Here is a 22,668-nt window from a genome sequence, read left to right on the forward strand (position 1 = left end):
ATGCCAAATAATTTTAGTAACTTGAATGAACTGCTTCTCTGGCGGACGGAGCACAGTTCCGGCCAACCGGTCCTGACCTTTCTTCAGAACGGCGAGAAGGAAGAGGTTAACTGGAACTATGAGGAATTGACGCGCCGTGCCTGGTCCATCGCTGCGCTTTTGCAATCATCCGGTTCCTCTGGAGAAACCGTACTGCTGCTGTATCCTCCCGGACCGGATTTCATCGCTGCGTTCTGGGGGTGTCTGGCCGCGGGAGCGATTGCGGTACCGGTTTATCCTCCGCGATCGAATCGCAATCTACTCCGGCTTAAGGCGGTAATCCAGGACTCGCAGGCCCACACAGTTCTTACCACGCGACAGACGCGGGCCAAAGTCGCTCCTTTCGCGGACCTTGATCCTCAGCTTGGTTCTCTCCGATACCTGACAACCGATGACTTGGCCCAGGACCTTGTCCGCGAATGGAAACCACCAAACGTAACCGGAGACTCGATCGCGTTCCTGCAATACACTTCTGGATCTACCGCGACCCCCAAAGGCGTCATGGTAAGTCACTCCAATCTCTTGGAGAACGAGGCCCTGATTCAGGAGGCATTTCGTCAAACTGAAAAGTCTGTGGTTGTCGGTTGGCTTCCGCTTTATCACGATATGGGGCTCATCGGGAACATGCTCCAGCCAATCTATGCGGGCGCCCGCTGCATCCTCATGCCGCCCATGGCATTTTTGGAACGTCCCTTCCGCTGGCTAAACGCGATAACACGTTACCGGGCAACAACCAGCGGCGGTCCCAATTTTGCTTATGACCTGTGCGTTCGAAAGATCGCTGAAGAAAATCTGTCCACGCTGGATTTGAGTAGCTGGGAAGTCGCCTTCAATGGCGCCGAACCTGTACGCGGCCAGACAATGAGAAGGTTTGCGGAGAGATTCAGTCCGGTCGGCTTCAAGTCAAAAGCCTTTACTCCTTGTTACGGCCTGGCTGAGGCGACCTTGCTTGTTTCCGCTCAAGCAACGGAAGACGAGCCGCTGATCGCGGAGCTCGATACGGATGCCTTAGGGCGCCATGAGGTGCGCTTTCCATCTGACGAAAGCGGCGTTACGCGGGTCGTTAGCTGCGGCCAACCGGCGCGAGGGAGTACCGTGAGGATTGTTGATCCGGAAACACTCCTTCCATGTTCGCCCAATCAGATCGGAGAAATTTGGGTCTCTGGTCCGAGTATGGCTCTCGGTTATTGGAATCTACCGGCAGAGACCAAACATACATTCCAGGCTCAAATGCTCGGAAGCGACGACGGGTCGTTCCTGAGAACGGGGGACCTTGGTTTTCTGCGTGATGGACAGCTCTTTGTTACCGGCCGGTTGAAAGATCTCATCATCATCCGTGGGCGCAACTATTATCCGCAGGGTATTGAAGAAACCATGGCAACGGCCCATCCTGCGTTGCGGGTCGGATGTGGCGCAGCCTTTGCAATCGAGAAGGACCGAGAAGAGCAACTGGTATTGGTGCAAGAGGCGACCATTCGTTCAGATGACGAACTGGACAAAGCCATCCAGAGCATTATCCGGAATATTGCTGACGTCCATGAATTGAGCGTCCATTCCATCGTCCTCATACAGTCAGGCACGCTACCCAAAACTTCCAGTGGCAAGCTGCAACGGCACGCCTGTAAGAAGGATTTCCTGAATCAGCGACTTGAAGTCTTGAGAGAGTGGCGCGATACAGCAGAGACGAGACAAGCTCCTCAGGCAAGACGATCCCAGGAGCCAGCCAAGAGAAGTGCTGTAGAGACATGGGTGATTGAGGAATTAGCCAGACGAACAGGAATCGAGCCGGCCGAAGTTGATGTGCGTCAGCCGCTCATGGGTTTTGGGTTGAATTCTCTCACTGCCGTCGAGCTTTGCCACAATCTTCAGGTACGTTTTGGCGTTGAGATCGCCAGCGCGGACGTTTTTGATGGGTTAACCATCGCGGACATCGCGAAGAGGACAAATAAGGTAGCTCCGCTCTTAACCAAAAGCCATGCGGAACAGCCCTCCACTTATCCGCTTTCGCATGGTCAACGAGCGCTGTGGGTCTTGCATCAGATGGCGCCTGAAAGCGCTGCCTATAACATTTCGCGCGCCATCAGGATCACTACTGGCGTGGATATTGAGGCGCTCCGGCGCGCATTACAGGCGCTTGTTGATCGCCATCCCTGCCTGCGCACGGTGTTTGTGGACACCACGGGCGAACCGGTCCAGCAAGTTGCCGATAAAGCTGAGGTTTGTTTTGAATATTTTGATGCCGCTTCCTGGAGCGAAACAGAACTCGGGAAAAGGCTGGTCGAGCAGAGCCATCGTCCCTTTTCCCTGACACAAGGGCCACTGTTTCGAGCCGCTGTTTATGGCAGATCGGATAATAATCACCTGCTGCACGTTGCGGTGCATCACATTATTGCCGATTACTGGTCTCTTACCCTGCTTCTGGAGGAAGTCGGGAAGCTCTACCAGGCATATCACAGCAAAGCGGAACCGCAACTGCCTCCGTTGGAATGCAGTTATGCGAACTTTGTGGAATGGCAGCGCGAGAATCTTGCCGGTCCTGAGGGAGAACGGCTCAGGAGCTATTGGAAAGAAGAGCTGTCAGGAGAACTGGCGCCTCTTAGCCTGCCCGCAGATCATGCCCGTCCTCCAGTCCAGACATTTCATGGATATTCCTTTCCATTTGTTCTCGAAAGCGAGTTAACCGAAAAGCTCAAATTATTTGCGGCTGAGCACCAGACAACGCTCTTTTCGGTGCTTCTGGCGGCCTTTCAAATCCTGTTGTATCGCCTGACCTCGCAAAAGCAAATTACTGTCGGATGCCCGGTAGCCGGTAGATCGAGAGCGGAATTTGCGAATACCGTCGGCTACTTCGTCAATGCCGTGCCTCTGCGGGCGGATTTCCAGCAGCGCCAGACATTCACCGATTTCCTTTCTCAAATTCGTCAACGGGTTCTGCATGCCTTTGCGCATGATCAATATCCATTTTCGCTGATGGTCGAACAGCTCGGGATTGCTCGCGATCCAGCCACGTCACCGGTTTATCAAAGCATGTTCGTCTTTCAGCAGACTTATGGAAGTCATTCAGACGATTTTGTGCGTTTTGCACTGGGGCAGCCGGGGGCGCGCGTAGCTTTAGGCGGCTTGCAGTTGGAGTCTGTGACTGTCGAACAGCAGACGGCGCAGTTTGATCTGACGCTGACGGCCGGAGAATGTCCAAATGGCCTGATCGGGGAATGGGAGTACAACAGCGATCTGTTCGAGAAAGCCACGATCGCTCGCTGGGCTGGGAGCTTCTCCATTCTGCTGGAAGGAATCCTCTTGAATCCTGAAACTCCGGTGAGCCAATTACCGGTGGTCTCAGTAAGCGAACGCAACCGGCTGCTTGAGGAGCTTAATTGCACAGAATTCGAATATGACCGTGAGCAGTGTCTGCATGAGTTGATTGCGGCGCAGGCCAAGAACAGGCCTGGCGAGACAGCGATTGTCTGGGGCGAAACGGAAATTACCTTTGCAGAATTGAATGCCCGGGCGAACCAGCTGGCGCGGCGCCTTGTGCGCATGGGAGTACAGAAAAAAGAAGATCTCGTAGGAATTTGCATGCGACGCTCACCGGACATGGTGGTGGCAATGCTGGCCATTTGGAAGGCCGGTGCGGCGTATGTGCCTCTGGATCCTCAATACCCTGCGGAAAGATTGCGCTTCATGCTGGAAGATGCAGGTGCAAGAGTCGTGATCACTGAAGAAGTGTTGGGCGAGAGGGTCTATGGAGGAGCTGCTACCGTTCTGTGCTTTGACCGCGAAAGGGAATTGATACAAAACGAGAGCAGGGAACAAATCAATGAAGCAGTCAGCAGTCGGCAACCGGCTTACCTGATCTACACCTCGGGATCTTCCGGAGTGCCGAAAGGAGTGGTGCTCACTCACAGAAATGCCACGGCATTTGTGGCGTGGGCGCAACGCACTTTTACGCAAGAGGAGTTCAGCGGCGTACTGGCGGCGACATCAGTCTGTTTTGATCTTTCGATCTTTGAGTTGTGGGCAACGCTCGGCTGCGGCGGCACCGTCGTGCTGGCCGACGATGTGCTCGGATGGTGGGAAAGCCTGAGGGAAGGAAAAATCTCCAACCGCGTGCGTTTGGTGAATACCGTACCCTCGGCAATTGCCAAACTGATCGAGCAAACACGGTTGCCGAATGAGGTGGTGACGATCAATCTGGCGGGCGAAGCGCTAAAGAGCGAATTAGTAACAGAATTGTGGCAGTCGGGAAATCTCAAACGTGTCAACAATCTGTACGGGCCCACAGAAACAACCACCTACTCGAGTTGGACAACCGTAGAACCACAAAAGAAAGTAACCATCGGGCGCGGTACAGGCAATACACGCCTTTATGTGATGGACCAGGAGTTGGAATTAGCGCCGTTTGGGGTGGTTGGCGAGCTTTATATCGCAGGCGCGGGCGTAGGGCGTGGATACTGGAAACGCGCCAGCCTGACAGCCGAGCGATTCCTGCCTGATCCCAACAGCAAAATACCCGGAGAGCGTATGTACCGCACCGGAGACCTGGTGCGATGGAACAATGCTGGTGAACTGGAATATCTGGGGCGCGCTGATCAGCAAGTGAAGTTGCGTGGCTATCGGATCGAACTGGGCGAGATTGAAGCTGCTTTGAGTTCCCACTCGGCTGTGCGTGAGAACGCGGTTGTCGTTAAGGAAAGCGGCCTTGAGAAATGGGTGGTGGCCTATGCTGCTCCGCGGCCAGGGATGGACATCAACGAGGGACAGCTGCGCGAGTATCTGCAAGAGAGAATACCGCGTTTCATGGTTCCTTCTCAATTCGTAATACTGGAGAATCTGCCAAAAACCCCCAACGGCAAAGTTGACCGAAAGTTGCTGCCCGACCCGGTACGCAGCATAGTAAAGGGACGAAAGCCGCAGAATGAAACAGAAGAGACCCTGGCGGCTATCTGGGCACAGGTGATCCATCTTGAGCAGGTCGGCATAGACGAAAATTTCTTTGACTTGGGTGGGCACTCACTGCTGGCAACGCAAGTAATGTCTCGCGTCCGGCAAGTTTTTGGTGTGGACTTGCAGCTTCGCTGTCTCCTGGAGAACCCCACTGTCGCCGGGCTGGCGCTCCAGGTTGAAAAAGCAACCCGGATCACGGCTCCTCCTCTGCGGCCCGTTCCGCGGAAAGAACATGCGCGACTGTCCTTTGCCCAGGAACGCTTGTGGTTCCTCTCGCGCTATGAGACTGAAGCGAGTCTGTATAACGTGCCGGTAGCTTTGAGGTTGCAGGGGCCGTTGAATAAGCGGGCGCTGCATGCCGCCTTGCAGGAGATCGTTGATCGCCATGAAGTGCTCCGGACCAGTTTCCCGGAAAACGAGGGTGCAGCCGTACAAAGCATCGCTCCAGTAATAGATTTGCCTATGCCTGTTCTGGAGATGCTTGAGACCGAAATGCCTCAATTTTTACGGCATGAGTCACGGCTTCCATTCAATCTTGCCACTGGACCGGTCATTCGCGCTTCTTTACTCCAACTCAGCAACCAGGACCATGTTCTCGTCGTGGTGCTCCATCACATCGTGTGCGACGGCTGGTCGATGGGAATCATGTTGCAAGAGTTGACCGAGCTTTATGATGCCTTCAGCCGCGGCGACTCCTCTCCTCTGGCGCCACTGCAGGTTCAATATGCTGACTTCGCGGAGTGGCAGCGCGAGTGGTTGCAAGGCGAACTGCTGGAAAAACAAACGGCCTACTGGAAGGCTCAGTTGGCTGGAGTGGAGCCACTGAACCTTCCGACAGACCGTCCACATCCTGCCAAGCCCGTATTTACTGGAGGCTCAGAGGTTGCGATTTTGGCGCAATCAGTGACCGCGGAGGTGCGCTCGTTCAGCCGCCGGCAAGCTGTCACGCTATTTATGACTTTGCTGGCTGCTTTTAAAATTTTGCTTCGCCGTTACAGCGGGCAAACTGATATAGCCGTCGGCTCTCCGATTGCCAACCGCGCTGTACCGGAAACAGAGCCGCTCATCGGTTTCTTTGTAAACACTTTGGTATTGCGTTCGGCATCAGCGGCTGATAGTTCGGTAGCCGAGCTATTGCAACAGGTCCGCGAAGTCTCATTGCAAGCTTATGCGCATCAGGACGTTCCCTTCGAGCGGTTGGTCGAAATCCTGGATCCAGCACGTAATCTCGGCCGCACACCTCTTTTTCAAACCATGTTTGTGCTGCAGAACACGCCGCTGCCCAACCTGCCGTGGAATGGCCTGAAAGCAACACCGCGGATGCTGGAGACCGGCACCTCGAAGTTTGACATTACTTTGGCCGCGCGCGAGAGGGACGAAGAATTAGAGCTCTCTCTGGAGTACAGCACCGAATCATTTGACGCCGAGCGCATGAAACGGCTGCTGCAGCACTATCAAAACCTCCTCCAGGGGATGATTCTTTCCCCCGAGAGATGCGCGGGCGAAATCGACATCCTGAGCGCCGCTGAAAGAAAGCAACTGCTCGTGGAGTGGAAGGGCGTCGAACTGGAATATGAGCGAGAGAAATGCCTGCCGGAATTGCTGGAAGAACAGGCAAGAAGGACCCCGGAGGCAGTAGCTGTAGTCAGTGCCGATGGACAATTGACGTATGCGGAGCTAAATCGGAAAGCTAATCAACTGGGTCAATACTTGCGGCAATTGGGAGTGGGCCCAGAAGTCCGCGTGGCAATTTGCCTGGAACGTGGGCGCGACTTGATAGTGGGTTTAATGGGGATCCTCAAAGCAGGAGGAGCGTACGTACCTCTGGATGGAAGCTATCCCAAAGAGCGATTGCAATACATGGTGGAGGATGCAGAGGCAGCCGTCGTACTGACGCAAACCCATCTCTTGGGAGATTTGAATGGGTTTGGTGGACGTGTGGTGCTGTTAGAAAAGGACCGGGAAACGATAGAGCAGGAGAGTGGAGAAACCCTGAAAGCACCAACGACACCGGAAAATCTTGCCTATGTGATCTACACCTCGGGCTCAACGGGTAGGCCAAGGGGAGTGGCAATCACACATCGCAGCGCAACCGTGCTTCTGCACTGGGCCAGAGAATCATTTTCGGCGGAAGAGTTAAGCGCTGTGCTGGCTTCAACTTCAATCTGCTTTGATCTGTCTGTTTTCGAGATCTTTGTGCCGCTCAGTTGTGGCGGAACAGTGTTCGTAGTCAAGGATGTCCTGGAACTGGCTAAGATGCCGGAACCTGATGCAATCAAGTTGGTCAATACAGTGCCGTCTGCCATGCGGGAGCTGGTGCGGATCAAGGCAGTCCCTCAGTCGGTGCGGACGGTCAATCTAGCTGGAGAGGCATTGACCTGGGGATTAGTACAGGATGTTTATGGACTTGGAAGTGCTGCTCGAGTCTGCAATCTGTACGGTCCGTCAGAAGACACCACATATTCGACCTATGCATGGTTGTCGAAAACTCCAGATGCCCCGGCCGTGCCAATAGGAAAGCCACTCGCCAATACACAAGCTTATGTGCTGGACGGGCGCATGGAGCTACTGCCGGTAGGTGTGGTAGGAGAGCTCTATTTGGCCGGAGCAGGACTGGCGCGAGGCTACTTAAATCGGCCGGAGTTGACAGCAGAAAAATTTGTGCCCAACCCTTTTAGCACGATTATTGGCCAGCGCCTGTATCGCACTGGGGACCTTGCCTCTTATCGCCCGGACGGGAATTTGGATTATCAGGGACGCATTGACCATCAGGTCAAGGTGCGTGGCTATCGGATCGAGTTGACTGAGATTGAAGCCGCGCTCGAAGAGATAGTCGGTGTCACTCAGGCAGTAGTTGTGGCTGCGGATGATTCTGGGGAGAAGAGGCTGGTGGCTTATGCGGCCGTTGAAGAAGGAATAAATCCACCGCAGTTGAAAACAGCACTCAGAAAACGGCTGCCGGAGTTCATGGTACCGTCCGACTTTGTTTTACTGGATCGATTGCCGCTGACGCCGAACGGAAAGATTGACCGTCGCGCGTTGCCATCGTTCCGGAAACAAAGAGATGAAGGCTCAAGTTATGCTGAACCACGCACTGCCGCAGAAGAGCTGATCGCGCAAATCTGGGAGGACCTGCTGGGCATTGAGCATGTAGGTTTGCACGATAACTTCTTTGTGCTGGGTGGGCACTCTCTGCTGGCAACGCGGATGCTTGCGCGGGTGAGGGAGACATTTCATCGCGAAATAGAATTGCGGGCAATTTTCGAATTTCCGGTTCTTCAGGATTTAGCGACACACGTTGACAGTTTGACCGGTGAATGGCAGGCAGATACAGCCCTGCCCCTTGTCCGTGTCCAAAGATTGGGGCCGTTACCCCTTTCTTCCCAGCAAGAGCGCCTCTGGTTCCTTGATCTTTTTAACTCCAGCGGAGCAGCGTATAACCTGCCGGCAGCAGTGCGCCTGAAAGGCAATCTGAATCGGGAAGCGCTCGAGTGGAGTTTCCAGGAAATTTTGCGGCGCCATGAAATTTTGCGCGCCCGTTTCGTACAGACTGGAGCCAAGCCACAGTTGGAGATAGACGAAGGGTTCAGGGTTGAATTGCCGCAAATAGATGTTCCAGATTCGACCGCTGGAATAGCAGCACAGGACTGGATACATCGCGAACTGACAGAAGAGGCGGCCCGTCCATTTGAATTGGCCGAAGGGCGGTTGTTCCGGACGAAGCTACTGCGACTCGGGGAGAATGAATACATACTGCTCATTACCGTCCACCACATCGTTTTCGATGGATGGTCGGTTGGTGTGCTGGTCAACGAACTGCGGGCGCTGTATGAGACATATAGCACGAAAAGCCCGTTACCTCTGCCCGATTTGGAAATTCAATATGTGGATTATGCAAGTTGGCAGCGGGAGTTGCTGGAAACCGGAAAACTGGCAGAAGGATTGGGATATTGGAAAAAATACTTGCAAGCGCTCCCGGTGTTGGAACTGCCTTCTGATTATCCCCGGCCTGCGGTTCAAAGCTTTCGTGGAGCCAATGAGGAATGGGTGCTTGCAGCCGAAGTGAACACGGGGTTGAAAGCCCTGGGCCGCGAGCATAGGGTGACCCTCTTCATGTCCTTGCTGGCAGGATTGCAGATTCTACTGGCACGCTACAGCGGCCAGGAGGACATCGCCGTGGGTTCGCCAGTTGCGAATCGACCTCATGCTCAGTTGCAAAGCCTGATTGGCTTCTTTGTGAATACTCTGGTATTACGCGGCGATTTGAGCGGCAATCCGCCGGTTCGGGAGGTCTTACATCGAACCCGCGAAACGTGCTTATCAGCTTATAAACACCAGACCGTTCCTTTGGAGAAGTTGGTGGACTCGTTGGAGCCGCAGCGGGACCTGAGCCGAAATCCGTTATTTCAGGTGGCGATGATATTGCAGAACGCTCCTGCCGGCACTATGCAGTTGCCGGGTTTAGAGATGACTTTGCTTCGTCCGGCCGCCACGGGAGCAAAATTTGACTTGACCTTAGTCATTGAAGAGGGCCCGCAAGGTCTGCATGGATTCGCTGAATACTGCGCTGATCTGTTTGAACCAAAGACAATTCGGCAGATGCTGGGGCATTACAGCCAAATTCTGCGCGAAATGGTCCGCGATTTCCAACAGTGCGTTTCCACCTTGCCGTTACTGACAGAGGCCGAGCACCGGCAGTTATTGTTTGACTGGAATGAGACGACGACAGTTTTTGCCTCGCGCTGCATTCATGAATTGTTTGAAGAGCAGGCAAGGAGCACTCCGGACGCAGTTGCGTTGGAATACGAAAAACAGGAGTTGAGTTATGCAGAGCTGAACCGGCGCGCGAACCAGTTGGGGCATTACTTGAGAAAGCAGGGAGTAGGGCCGGAAACGCGGGTAGGAATTTGTCTGGAACGCAGCTTCGAAATGGTGGTTGGATTACTTGGCATACTCAAAGCCGGTGGGGCCTATCTGCCACTGGATCCTGGTTATCCGCAGGAACGGCTAGCCTATATGCTCCAGGATGGAAAAGTTCCGGTGCTGCTGACCCAAGAACGATTCCGCTCGCAGCTCAGGAGCTTCGACGGAAAAGTAGTAGCGCTGGATGAGCAGTGGGACGGCATTACCACGGAGAGCGCCGCGAACCCGAAAAACATTACGAGCCTGCAGAATCTGGTTTATGTGATCTACACCTCGGGTTCGACAGGGCAGCCCAAAGGTGCAATGAACATCCACGGCGGCTTGTGCAACCGGTTGCAATGGATGCAGCAGCAATATGGACTCAACGCTGGCGATCGGGTGCTGCAGAAAACCCCATTCACCTTCGATGTTTCAGTCTGGGAATTTTTCTGGCCGCTGATCACCGGTGCGCGGCTTGTGATGGCTCGGCCGGGTGGTCATCAGGACGCTGACTATATAAGCACCACCATCCAGAGCTCAAGTATTACCACAATCCATTTTGTTCCATCCATGCTAAGTGTGTGGCTGGAGAGTGAAGGCGCCGCAAGCTGCACTTCTTTGAAGCGGGTGATCTGCAGTGGCGAAGCCCTGGGTTTGGAGCTACAGAAGAGATTCCAAGGGAAAGTCGGCGCCGAGTTGCATAACTTGTATGGGCCGACAGAAGCTTCTATTGATGTGACCTTCTGGCATTGCCAGAACGATGAAAGCAGATTCTTCGTACCTATCGGAAGGCCCATTGCAAATACTCAGGTTTACGTTTTGGACAATGCATTGCAGCCTGTTCCGGTGGGAGTGAAGGGAGAGTTATACCTGGGCGGCATGGGATTGGCGCGTGGCTATCTGGCGCAGCCGGGCATGACCGCAGAAAAATTCATTCCTCATCCTTTTAGCCTGGTCGGAGGCGAAAGGCTTTATCGGACCGGAGATGCGGTGAGATGGCGGAAAAAAGGAGAGCTGGAGTATCTTGGCCGGTTAGATCATCAGGTGAAGCTGCGAGGGTTCCGCATTGAGTTAGGAGAGATCGAGACCCGGCTCTTGGAGCACGAGGCCGTCAGCGAAGCAGTAGTGACCGTGCGTGAGGACACGCCGGGAGATAAGAGACTGGTTGCGTACCTGGTGCCGGACAGAAATTGCGCTCATCCTGTAACGCAATTCTTAAAGTTCGATCAGAGCGGAGAATTCCCGCGAGCAGCACGTTACGAATTACCGAACGGGATGGTGATCAGTCACCAGAACAAGAACGAAACAGATTTTGTCTATCAGGAAATCTTCGAGCGGCGGACTTATTTACAGCACGGCATCACTCTAAGAAACGATGCCTGTGTTGTTGACGTAGGCGCTAACATTGGCTTATTTACGCTATCAATACTGGAAAGGGCCCCCCAAGCCAGGATTTATGCGTTTGAGCCGATCCCTCCAGTCTTCGAAAACCTCAGAATCAATTCTCTTCTGGCCGGCGGGGACATCCATCTGTTTAACTGCGGACTTTCCAGTGTGTCTGGAACGGCTGACTTTACGTGGTTCAAACATAACTCTGTGATTTCAGGTCGTTACGCCGATCTAAAGAAAGAGCAAGGCACCATTAAGACGTTCCTTAAGAACCAGAACGGCGCAGAGCTATCCGAAGAGACTCTTGAGACGCTGATTGAGCAACGCCTGGATCACGAAAAGTTTCGTTGTACGTTGCGGACACTATCCGAGGTGATCGCGGCGGAACGCATTGAACGTATTGACCTTCTGAAGATTGATGTGGAGAAAAGCGAACTGGAGGTCTTCGAAGGAATTGAGGATAAAGACTGGGCCAAAATCCGCCAACTCGTAATCGAGGTTCACGACATCGAAGGCAGATTAAGGAAAATGCGGCATCTTTTGGAGGTGCGCGGCTACGAGGTGAGCGTCGAACAGGATGACGAACTGGCGGCCACCGATCTCTATACGATCTTCGCCCGGCGGCCGGAGACAATCAAGCAGGGGAACGGGTCGTACGCTCCTTCGTCAAGGGTCGAACGAGTGTACTGGAACTCAAAGCAATTGGAGACGGCACTTCGCGCGCACCTCTCAGCGAAGCTGCCGAGCTATATGGTTCCCAACGCGTTGGTATTCCTTCCCGCAATGCCCCTTACAGCCAACGGCAAAATTGATAAAAAGGCATTGCCTGCACTCAAGTCCGCGTCCAAGCCTTCCCCGGGACCAAAACTGCCGTTGGGAGAAACGGAGCGCATTCTCGCGCAGATATGGAAACAGATTCTAAGGATTGATGAAGTTGGTATAGAGGACAAGTTTTTTGATGTCGGCGGACATTCACTGCTCATTCCCGAGCTACGTCTAGAGGTACAAAAAGCCTTTGGGAAGAACTTGCCTATAGTTGATTTCTTCCAGTATCCGACCATCCGCTCGCTGGCTGAGCGCTTAGAGGGCGGCCGCAGCATTGTTCGGGTTGAATCAGGACGCCGAAGTGAGATCGTCGAAACAGGGCAGCCGGGAATTGGCACAACAGAGTTCGCCATCATTGGAATGGTTGGCAGATTTCCGGGAGCGGCCAATCTGGAAGAATTTTGGCAGAACCTTGAGGCGGGAGTTGAATCCATCACCGACTTTTCCGATGAAGAATTGCGAGCTGCGGGCATTAGCGAGGAACTGTTGGGTTCTCCGAATTTCGTCAAGCGCGGTCCAGTGGTGGCCAACGTTGACCTGTTTGATGCCCGGTTTTTTGATGTCAGTGCGCGCGAAGCAGAGATGATTGATCCGCAACAGCGGATCTTCCTGGAATGCGCCTGGGAAGCACTGGAGAATGCGGGATACGCGGCCAGGAATTATCCCGGCAAGATCGGACTCTATGCGGGAAGCGGACCTAACACTTATGTTTTCAATTTATTGGGCGAGGGAAATTTCCTCTACTCCAAGGATGCCGCTCCCATCTTATTCGCTAATAGCAATGACTTTCTGGCTACGCGAGTGTCCTACAAGCTGAATTTAACCGGACCGAGCCTCACTATACAGACAGCCTGCTCGACCTCCCTTGTAGCCGTTCATATGGCCTGCCGGGCCCTGTTCAATCATGAATGCGATATGGCTCTGGCCGGGGGAATCACCATCCGAACTCCGCAGAAGGTCGGCGATATCTTCCAGGAAGGGAGTATTGTCTCTCCTGACGGCCACTGCCGGACCTTTGATGAGCAAGCCCAGGGCACAGTAAGAGGCAATGGCGCGGGAGTAGTCGTTATCAAGCGATTGGAAGACGCGCTGCGGGACCGCGACCATATCCGTGCAGTCATTAAAGGTTCGGCCATCAACAATGATGGTAGCGACAAAGTAGGTTATACAGCCCCGAGCATTACCGGCCAATGCAACGTAATTCAAGAGGCACTGCGGGAATCAGGCGTAAAGCCGGAGACGATCACATGTCTGGAAGCGCACGGAACCGCAACGCCCCTGGGCGACCCCATCGAGATTTCTGCTCTTACACAGGCATATCGCGGGATGGGTGCTGAAAAGAATGCGTTTTGCGCGATTGGTTCAGTCAAATCCAATATTGGCCATGCCGACTCGGCCGCCGGCGTTGCAGGACTGATCAAGACCGTGCTGGCGCTCGAGCATAAACAGATTCCTCCTACTCTCCATTGCGAGCGAACTAATCCTCAAATTGATTTCGACCATAGCCCGTTTTATGTGAATACGAAGCTTGCAGAGTGGAAGCCCGAAAGTTTGCCACGCAGGGCAGGGGTGAGTTCGTTTGGGATCGGCGGGACCAACGCGCATGTCATTCTAGAGGAGGCGCCGACCGATGATGCTGTGTCCGCGTGCCGTCCCTGGCAACTAGTGCTGTTATCCGCGAAGACAGCGACAGCCCTGGAATCCGCAGTCGAAAATCTGGAAGCATACTTGCGAAAGAATCAATCGGCCCATCTTGCGGATGTTGCACACACTCTTCAAGTGGGACGCGCGACCTTTGCTCATCGTTGTCTTGTAGTGGCGGAAAGTACCGCAGAGGCAACCGAGAGATTTAAGACCCGGCACACAAAACCCTTGCCGGCCTCAGTTGTTTCCCATGAGGGTTTGCGGCCAGTCTTTGTGTTCCCAGGACAAGGGACACAGTATGTCAACATGGGTAAGCATCTTTATGCTCATGAGCCGCTTTTCCATGAAGTGGTAGATCAGTGCTCGGAACTGCTTCGGCCAGAATTGCAATTGGACTTGCGCAGTGTGCTCTATCCGAGCCCGCAAGAATCCCAATGGGCTGAGACCGAGTTGCGGGAGACCCGGACTACTCAGCCCACGATCTTTGTCATTGAATACGCCCTGGCCAGGATGTGGATGTCCTGGGGCGTCATGCCCGACAGCATGCTGGGGCACAGCATCGGAGAATACGTGGCCGCATGTCTTGCAGGGGTGTTTTCGCTGGAGGATGCCCTGAAGTTGGTTGCCGTTCGTGGCCGCCTGATGCAGAGCTGTGAGCGCGGCGGAATGCTGGCTGTGGCAGCTTCCGAGAATGAAGTCCAAATCTACTTAAAAGCAGGATTGGAGTTGGCCGCGATTAATGGATCGCGTTCATGTGTATTGTCGGGGCCACTCGAATCTTTGGAATTGGCTGAAAAGGAACTGGTAAAGCAGCAAGTTGTCCATCGGCGTCTGGCATCGTCTCACGCTTTCCATTCCGCGATGATGGAACCGATCGTTGATCAGTTTGTTCAGCAGGTGAGACGAGTTCGTCTAAATGCGCCGCAGATGCGCTATCTCTCCAATGTTACGGGTGACTGGATAGCCGCGGAGCAGACTACGGATCCAGCTTATTGGGGCAAACAACTCCGTCACACCGTTCAGTTTGCCGACGGAATTCGAAATCTATGCAGTGCTGGCGCGCGGGTCACTCTGGAGGTTGGGCCTGGCCATACCAGTCATACGGCCATGCGTCAGACAATAGCCAAAGCAGATCTGCCGACGATGCTGACATCGTTGCCGGAGTCCCAGACTGGTGAATCAGATGTAAAGCACGTGCTTACGACGCTGGGCCATCTGTGGCTTCAGGGCGCAAGAATTGATTGGAATGAGTTTGCGTCAGGGGAGAAGCGCAGAAGAATCCCGTTGCCCACCTACCCGTTCGAACGCCAGCGTTTCTGGGTTGACGCGCCGGGTTCCCGCCTGTCCCATGCAGAGGGTTCGCGAAAGCAGCTTAAAGACTGGTTATATCTGCCGTGTTGGAAGGAAACAGCACGAGTCGCTCCAGCGAGGAAAGCCGAAGGTTCTGAGAAGACACGATTGTTGGTGTTCTCCCCCAATTCGAGAATAACGTCGATGCTCGTTGAGAAATTTGAGCAAAGACGGTACGAGATCGTAAATGTCGTCGCAGGACAGGAATTTGCCAGAACTGGCCCGGAAGCCTATGCCATTCGTCCTGCTGCTCGGGCGGATTACGACACACTGTTTTCCGTGTTGCAAGAGCAGGGACAGTTTCCGCAGAAGATTCTTCATCTCTGGAATACCGGCCCTGCAGGCTCACTGGAATACGAACTGGATCGTGCTCTATATAGTCCGCTGCATGTTGTGCAGGCAGCTACGGCAATACCCGGCGTGGGCCGCATTCAGTGCATGGTGGTCTCCAGCGGTTTGCATGAGATTACCGGAAATGAAGACGTATCCCCTGCCAAGGCGACGCTTCTGGGTTTGTGCAGGACGGTCTCTCAGGAACTACCTGATTTCGTATGCAGAAGTGTGGATATTGAAGTGCCATCTGAAGGCTCATGGATGGAGCACGCCTTACTCGATCAACTGATCTGCGAATTCGAATCCGAGGAACAACAGCCAATAGTGAGTTACCGCGGGGCCCGGCGCTGGATCCAGACCTTCGATCAGGCCCTTCTCGAAGCAGGTGAGCCGGACTTGGTTCGTGAGGGTGGAGTTTACCTGATCACGGGCGGGCTAAATGATGTAGGTTTTCAATTCGCGGAATGGCTTGCTTCTCAAATGCATGCTTCTGTTGTGCTTGTGGATCGTCGTTCGTTCCCCTTACGAGAGCATTGGAGCGTCTGGCCTGAGACCCACACAGGTGACCCTGCGGTGAAGCAGATCAATCGAATCCGCAGTTGGGAGCAAAACGGCGCCAGGGTTCTTATTTCCAACGCCGATGTTGCGGACGAAGACCAGATGCGGGACCTCTGCAAACACGTGCGGGCCGAGTTGGGAGTGATTCATGGAGTAATACATGCTGCAGGCGTCTTTGAAGCGGAACCCATTGCGGCAATGACGGATGATCATGTGTCCGCGCTCCTTACCCCCAAAGTGCACGGTGCGCTTGTTCTAGACAGGATATTCGCCGAACAGGACCTGGATTTTATGGTCTTCTGCTCATCTCTGGTCTCAATGATCGGCGAAGCCAAACATGCGGGCTATGCGGCAGCCAATGCTTTTCTCGATTCCCTCGCGCGACGGAATTTCTTCCGTAATCGCTGCTTCGTGTTGTCAATCAACTGGGATGCATGGACATTGTCGGACGACTCAAGGTCCTGCGCTGTCACGGGCGCTTCCGAAGGGATCAGGCAGGAGGAAGCGGTTGAGGTTCTGCGCCGGTTGCTTCGCGCCAAACCAGGTCCGCAGGCCGTTATTTCAACCCGAGATCTGGCATGGCTCGCCCGAAAGAAGACTAGTGTGGAGGAAGAAGCAGCGGAGGCAACAGAGCGTGCCTACGCTCGTCCGAACCTTGATCACCCCGTCGAGCCGCCAACCAACACCACCGAAACTTTATTGGTCCGGATATGGACAGAAGTGCTCGGAGTATCGCCCATAGGCATCAATGATGACTTCTTTGAATTGGGCGGCGATTCGCTGATCGGCCTAAAGCTGACAGCGCGCTCTCGTGATTTGGGCATACAGATCGCGGTTGCTCAATTGTTCCGTAATCGCACGATCCGGGAATTGGCCGCCGCTGTTGATCAAGTGGCTTTGGCGGAGAAGATTCCCCCCATCGTGCGGATTCCTCGCAATGGAACGATCCCTCTGTCATACACACAACAAAGAGTGTGGTTCATAGACCGCATGACTCCAGATGGGTCGGCCTATAACATCCCAGCCGCTGTTCGTATTAAAGGTTTTCTTGATTTGACCGTATTGGAACGGGTACTGCACGAAATCATATCGCGCCATGAGTCTTTGCGTACTCGATTTGAAATTGTGGATAGTGGGCCGCGACAGGTCATTGACGACACAATCGCTGTACCTCTTTCTGTTATTGACTTGAGTTCCGGTACGGAGGATGTGGAAAAAACCGCTCGAATAGTAGCGCGCGACGAAATACAAAAACCGTTTGATCTCCAGCGTGGACCGCTTATCAGGACATGCCTGCTCAGACTGGCTGAACAGGAGCATGTGCTGGTGATGACCATGCATCATACTGTTTCAGACGGCTGGTCATTAGGCATCCTGGTACGAGAAGTTTCTGTGCTCTACAAGGCATTTAGCGCGGGCGAACCCTCGCCACTGGCGGAATTGCCCATTCAATATGCAGATTACAGTGCCTGGCAGCGGCAATGGATCAGCGGCGACGTGCTGGAGCAGCAACTCAATTATTGGAAACAGCAGTTGGCTGGTGTGCCTGTCTTGGATCTGCCTACCGACTTTGCCCGGCCCCTGATACAGAGTCAGAGAGGCGGCATTGTACGCTTCAAAGTATCGCTTGAGCTGACAGTCAAGTTGAAAGAGATATGCCTGCAGCATGGGACAACGCTGTATATGACACTGCTGGCGGCATTTCAAACGTTGATGTCACGTTATAGCCGGCAGCATGACATCACTACCGGCACGGCAATTGCCGGGCGCCGCCGTACCGAGACCGAAAGCTTGATCGGTTTCTTTGTCAACACTCTTGTGCTAAGAACTGATTTGTCCGGTGCGCCTGCCTTTGCCGCACTATTACAGCAGGTCAAGCAAACCACGCTCGAAGCCTATGCTCATCAGGATGTGCCATTTGAAAAGCTGGTAGAGGTCCTCTCGCCGGACCGGGATCTGGGACGATCTCCCTTGTATCAGGTGATGTTCGGTCTTCAGAATGCTCCTTATGCCACCCTGGAACTTGGACAGGCGAAGCTGGAGCGATATGACCTCGAAAACCTTTCCGCCGAATGTGATCTTAATTTCGATATCGCAGAAACTGCCGACGGAATGGGCGGCTACATCAGGTACAGCGCTGATCTGTTCGAAGCGGACACCATCTCTCGCTGGATCGAACATTTCAAGGTCTTGCTAGCAGGCATTGCCGCCGATCCTCAACAGTCCATTGCGACCATAGCCTTGCTTACGTCCTTTGAGCGCCGGCAATTGGTGGAAGACTGGAACCAGACAGAAGTCGCTCGTCCGAATGAAAAACTTCTGACGGATCTGATAGAGGAGCAAGCCCACCGTAAGCCCAACGCAATTGCAGTGAGTAGCGAAGAAGGCCATCTCACGTATGCTGAGCTGAATGCGCAGGCCAACCAGATTGCTCGTTATCTGCGCCGGTTTGGCGTAGGTCCTGAGGTTCCCGTTGGCATGTGCATGGAACGCAATCTGGAGATGGTGAAAGGACTATTGGGGATTTTTAAAGCCGGTGGAGTTTACCTGCCTTTAGATCCGGCCTACCCACTGGAAAGATTGCTGGATATTGCCGCGGACTCAAAAGCTCGCGTGATGCTGGTGCAGGAAAAACTCGTCAAAGAGCTTCCCCGTGGCAATGGCAAATTAATAAAGGTGGGTACTGATTGGCCCCAGATTAGCCAGGAAGAATCAGGAAATCTCGAGATAAAACTAAGTGCAGACAATCTGGCCTATGTAATTTACGCGTCAGGTTCCAGCGGCGGCCCGAAAGGAGCCATGAACACGCACGCCGGAATTCTGAACCGCCTGCTTTGGATGCAAGACAGATTTAGCCTTAAGGAAGACGATCATATCCTGCAAAAAACTCCAATCTGCTTCGACATCTCTTTGTGGGAATTCTTCTGGCCATTGTTGACTGGAGCGGAATTGGTTATGGCTAATCCTGGGGGACACCTTGACCCGGATTATGTGGCGAAAGTGATTAGAGAGAAGCAGATCACTACCCTGCATTTTGTTCCTTCAGCGTTGCGCATGTTCCTGGAATCATCAGTCGCGGAGAAGTGTGGAAGCTTGCGACGCGTGATTTGCAGTGGAGAAGTCTTAACCGCGGATTTGCAGTCTGCATTCTTCGGCCAGTTTCAGAGCGAGCTGCACAATCTTTATGGACCTACTGAAGCGTCTATTGACGTTACTTCCTGGAGCTGTGAACGAAGCCATAACAGGCCAGGCATTCCCATAGGCAAGCCGATTGCCAATACTCAAATCTATGTGCTGGATGAGTTTATGGAACCTGTGCCCGTGGGAGTGACAGGAGAACTCTTCATTGGCGGTGCTGGGCTATCGCGTGGTTATCTCGGCCAGGCGGCGTTAACTGCGCAAGGTTTTGTTCCCAATCCCTTTAGCACTGTACCGGGAGAGCGCTTGTACCGCACGGGAGATTTAGCGCGGTTCCTGCCGGACGGTAACATCGAGTTCCTGGGAAGAATTGACAATCAAATCAAATTGAATGGTCACAGAATCGAACCGGGAGAGATCGAAGAGATCATCCAAAGCTATCCCGGTGTGCACCAAGCGGTCGTGGTGACGGATCAGGATGATAAAGATGTTACGCGGCTTGTCACTTATGTGATGCCTCGTGTGGGACAGGTGGTCAATGCTGTCGAGCTCAAGAATCACATCCGGCAGAAACTGCCGGAAGCCATGGTGCCTGGTGTGATTGTTGAAATCGCCGAATTACCCTTGACCGCCAGTGGAAAGATAGACCGAAAGCGTCTGCCCAAGGTTGAACGCATGAGCATGGGCGGAGCGGACACTGATAAGGCGCCCCGTACAGAAATCGAACGCTATATTGCCGAAATCTGGCAGCAGGAATTGCAGCTCACCAGCATTGGTGTTCATGACAATTTCTTCGATTTGGGCGGTCACTCGCTTCTGCTTGTGACGATTCAGGAAAAGCTCGCTGTCCGCTTCAATGATCAACTAACGGTGATCGACCTGTTTACTTACCCGACCATTGCTACGCTGGCCAAATTTCTTGAGCAGCCACAGGACGACGCTCCACTGGAAATGGCGGCAACAGAGCGGGCCGATCTCCAGCTACAAGCTTTTGCCGCTGTAAGGGGAGGTCGCAGTGAAGACCAATAGCAGCCCGCCAGAATACGCTGCCAGTATCGCTGTCATCGGCAAGTCCGGCCGTTTTCCTAAAGCTGGGAATTTGAACCAGTTTTGGGAGAACCTGTGCACTGGAAGAGAATGTATATCTTTCTTCACGGACGAAGAACTTTTATCCGCAGGTGTTGATGCAGAAATGTTGCACCGGCCCAACTATGTAAAGGCATTCGGTATTGTGGAAGACGCCGAGTTCTTCGACCCCCAGTTCTTTGGCTACACTCCACGCGAAGCGCAAATGATTGATCCGCAGCAACGCGTGTTTCTCGAGTGTGCGTGGGAGGCGCTTGAAGATGCAGGCTACGCCTCCGACGATCCCGGAATGGTTGCAATCTACGCCAGTTCCACGATGAGCACCTATATCAGGAATCTGCTGGCCAACCCCGAAATTCTCGGCTCGTCGGATATCATGCAACTCGTTTCCGGCAATGACAAGGACTATGTGCCGACGCGCGTCTCCTACAAATTGAACCTCAGGGGACCGAGCGTATGTGTTCAAAGCGCCTGCTCCAGCTCGCTTGTCGCTATTCACCTGGCGTGTCGCAGCTTGTTGACCTATGAATGCGATCTCGCCCTGGCAGGGGGCGTTTCAATTGGAGTCCCTCTTAAACAGGGTTATCTCTATGAGGAGGGCGGGATTACATCGCCGGACGGGCACTGCCGGGCCTTTGACGCTAAGGCGAATGGCACCATCCTGGGATCCGGATGCGGCATTGTCGTACTGAAGCGGCTTTCTGAGGCCATGAAAGACGGCGATAACATCCAGGCAATTATTCGCGGCTCAGCGATTAATAATGATGGCTCCAGCAAGATCGGCTTTACGGCCCCAAGTGTGGATGCGCAGGCTGAGGTAATTCGCGCCGCCCTGGCGATGTCCCGCGTCCCCTCGGATACCGTTACTTATGTGGAGGCCCATGGCACGGGAACTCCGCTGGGTGATCCCATTGAAGTCACGGCCTTATCGAAAGCTTATCGGTCAGGCAATGGAAGAAAGTCCCCCTGCGCTATCGGTTCACTCAAAAGCAATATTGGCCATCTGGATGCTGCCGCCGGAGTGGCCGCAGTAATTAAGACAGTGCTGGCCCTGGAACACAAGAAACTTGTGCCCAGCTTGAATTTCGAAAGCCCCAACCCTAAAGCTAATTTCGACGCGAGCCCGTTCTATGTGAATACCGCTCTTGGCGACTGGCCGGCGGCGGGAATCCCCAGGCGCGCCGGCGTGACCTCGTTAGGAATCGGTGGGACCAATGTTCATGTAATTTTAGAAGAGGCGCCTGAAGTCGAGAGACAAGTTTTGGATCGCAAGCAGCATTTGCTGGTTTTTTCAGCCAAGAGCATGGCGGCGTTGGAATCCATGACTGCCAAAATGGCAGAGCATCTGCAGACCAACTCCGACGTTCCGCTTTCGGATGTCGCTTATTCCCTTCAGGTGGGCAGGAAAGCATTTCCTTGTCGCCGCGTGGTAGTGTGCGAAACAGCTGCGGAGGCGATTGGGCGGCTAAGGCAGCCGCATGGCGACGGAACCGCTACTGGAACGGCTAACGTGCGAAATCGCCCGGTAGTGTTTATGTTCCCGGGAGGCGGAGCGCAGTATCCGGGGATGGGACGCGAACTCTATCAGCAGGAACGCGTCTTCCGCGAGAGCTTTGATAAGTGCACTGAGATGCTCCGGCCGGTACTAGGCCGGGATTTGAGAGCACTGGTTCATCCAGACGCGAAGGAAAGCGAAGCAGCCGCAGTTGCCCTGGCGCAACCGTCCCTGGGCCTGCCCGCCATTTTCACGATCGAATATGCAATGGCGCAGTTATTCATGTCCTGGGGTATCAAGCCCAAGAGCATGATAGGACATAGCCTGGGCGAATACGCCGCAGCCTGTGTGTCCGGTGTGTTTTCCTTGCCGGATGCCCTGGCGCTGGTCGCATTGCGCGGAAGACTGTTTGAAACTCTCCCGGCAGGGGCGATGCTCAGTGTCCAAATGCGGGAATCCGATTTGGCGAAGCTCTCTTTGCAAGGTGTGGACATTGCCGCCATTAACGGACCGGACAATTGTGTGATCTCCGGCAAAGTCGGCGCCATCGAGCAAGCCACAGCGATTCTCGAATCGAAAGGAATCGAATTCCGCCGATTGCATATAGATACCGCTTCGCATTGTTCCATGGTGGATCCTATCGTGGAGCAATTGCGTTCTTTCCTCGGTCGGCTCAAGCTCAGCGTTCCGAAGATTCCGTTCATCTCAAACCTCACTGGCACCTGGATCACCCCAGAACAGGCCGTTGATCCAGGTTACTGGGCGCGGCATCTCCGGCATACAGTCAGATTTGCAGATGGAATCGCCGAGTTATTGAAGGAGCCGGAAATTGCCTTGGTTGAGTTGGGTCCCGGACACATTCTTAGTACTCTGGCCCGTGTCCAGGCCAGAGAAAAATCTGTTCCGGTCATCTCGTCCATGAAACATCCCCACGAAGCTCTTCCGGAGACGCATGTGCTTTATTT

Annotated in this window: 2 protein-coding genes (1 of these 2 running past the window's edge); both read left to right on the forward strand. The window is 53.8% G+C overall.

The genetic code is table 11. The annotated features are described in order from the left end of the window. Nucleotides 1-20,151: a non-ribosomal peptide synthase/polyketide synthase gene (locus LAO76_05560; protein ID MBZ5490381.1), complete on the forward strand. Its 20,151-nt coding sequence runs from the start codon at nt 1-3 to the stop codon at nt 20,149-20,151. Then, a protein-coding gene (locus LAO76_05565) for an amino acid adenylation domain-containing protein (GenBank protein MBZ5490382.1) crosses the window boundary here: on the forward strand, nt 20,138-22,668 show its 5' end (the start). Its footprint extends 5,311 nt past the window's final position; the window shows 2,531 of its 7,842 coding nt (coding positions 1-2,531); it begins with the start codon at nt 20,138-20,140; the stop codon falls past the right edge of the window. Before LAO76_05560 ends, LAO76_05565 begins: the two co-directional genes overlap by 14 nt.

The sequence above is a fragment of the Terriglobia bacterium genome (genome assembly GCA_020072645.1).
Taxonomy (GTDB): Bacteria; Acidobacteriota; Terriglobia; order Terriglobales; family Acidobacteriaceae; genus Angelobacter.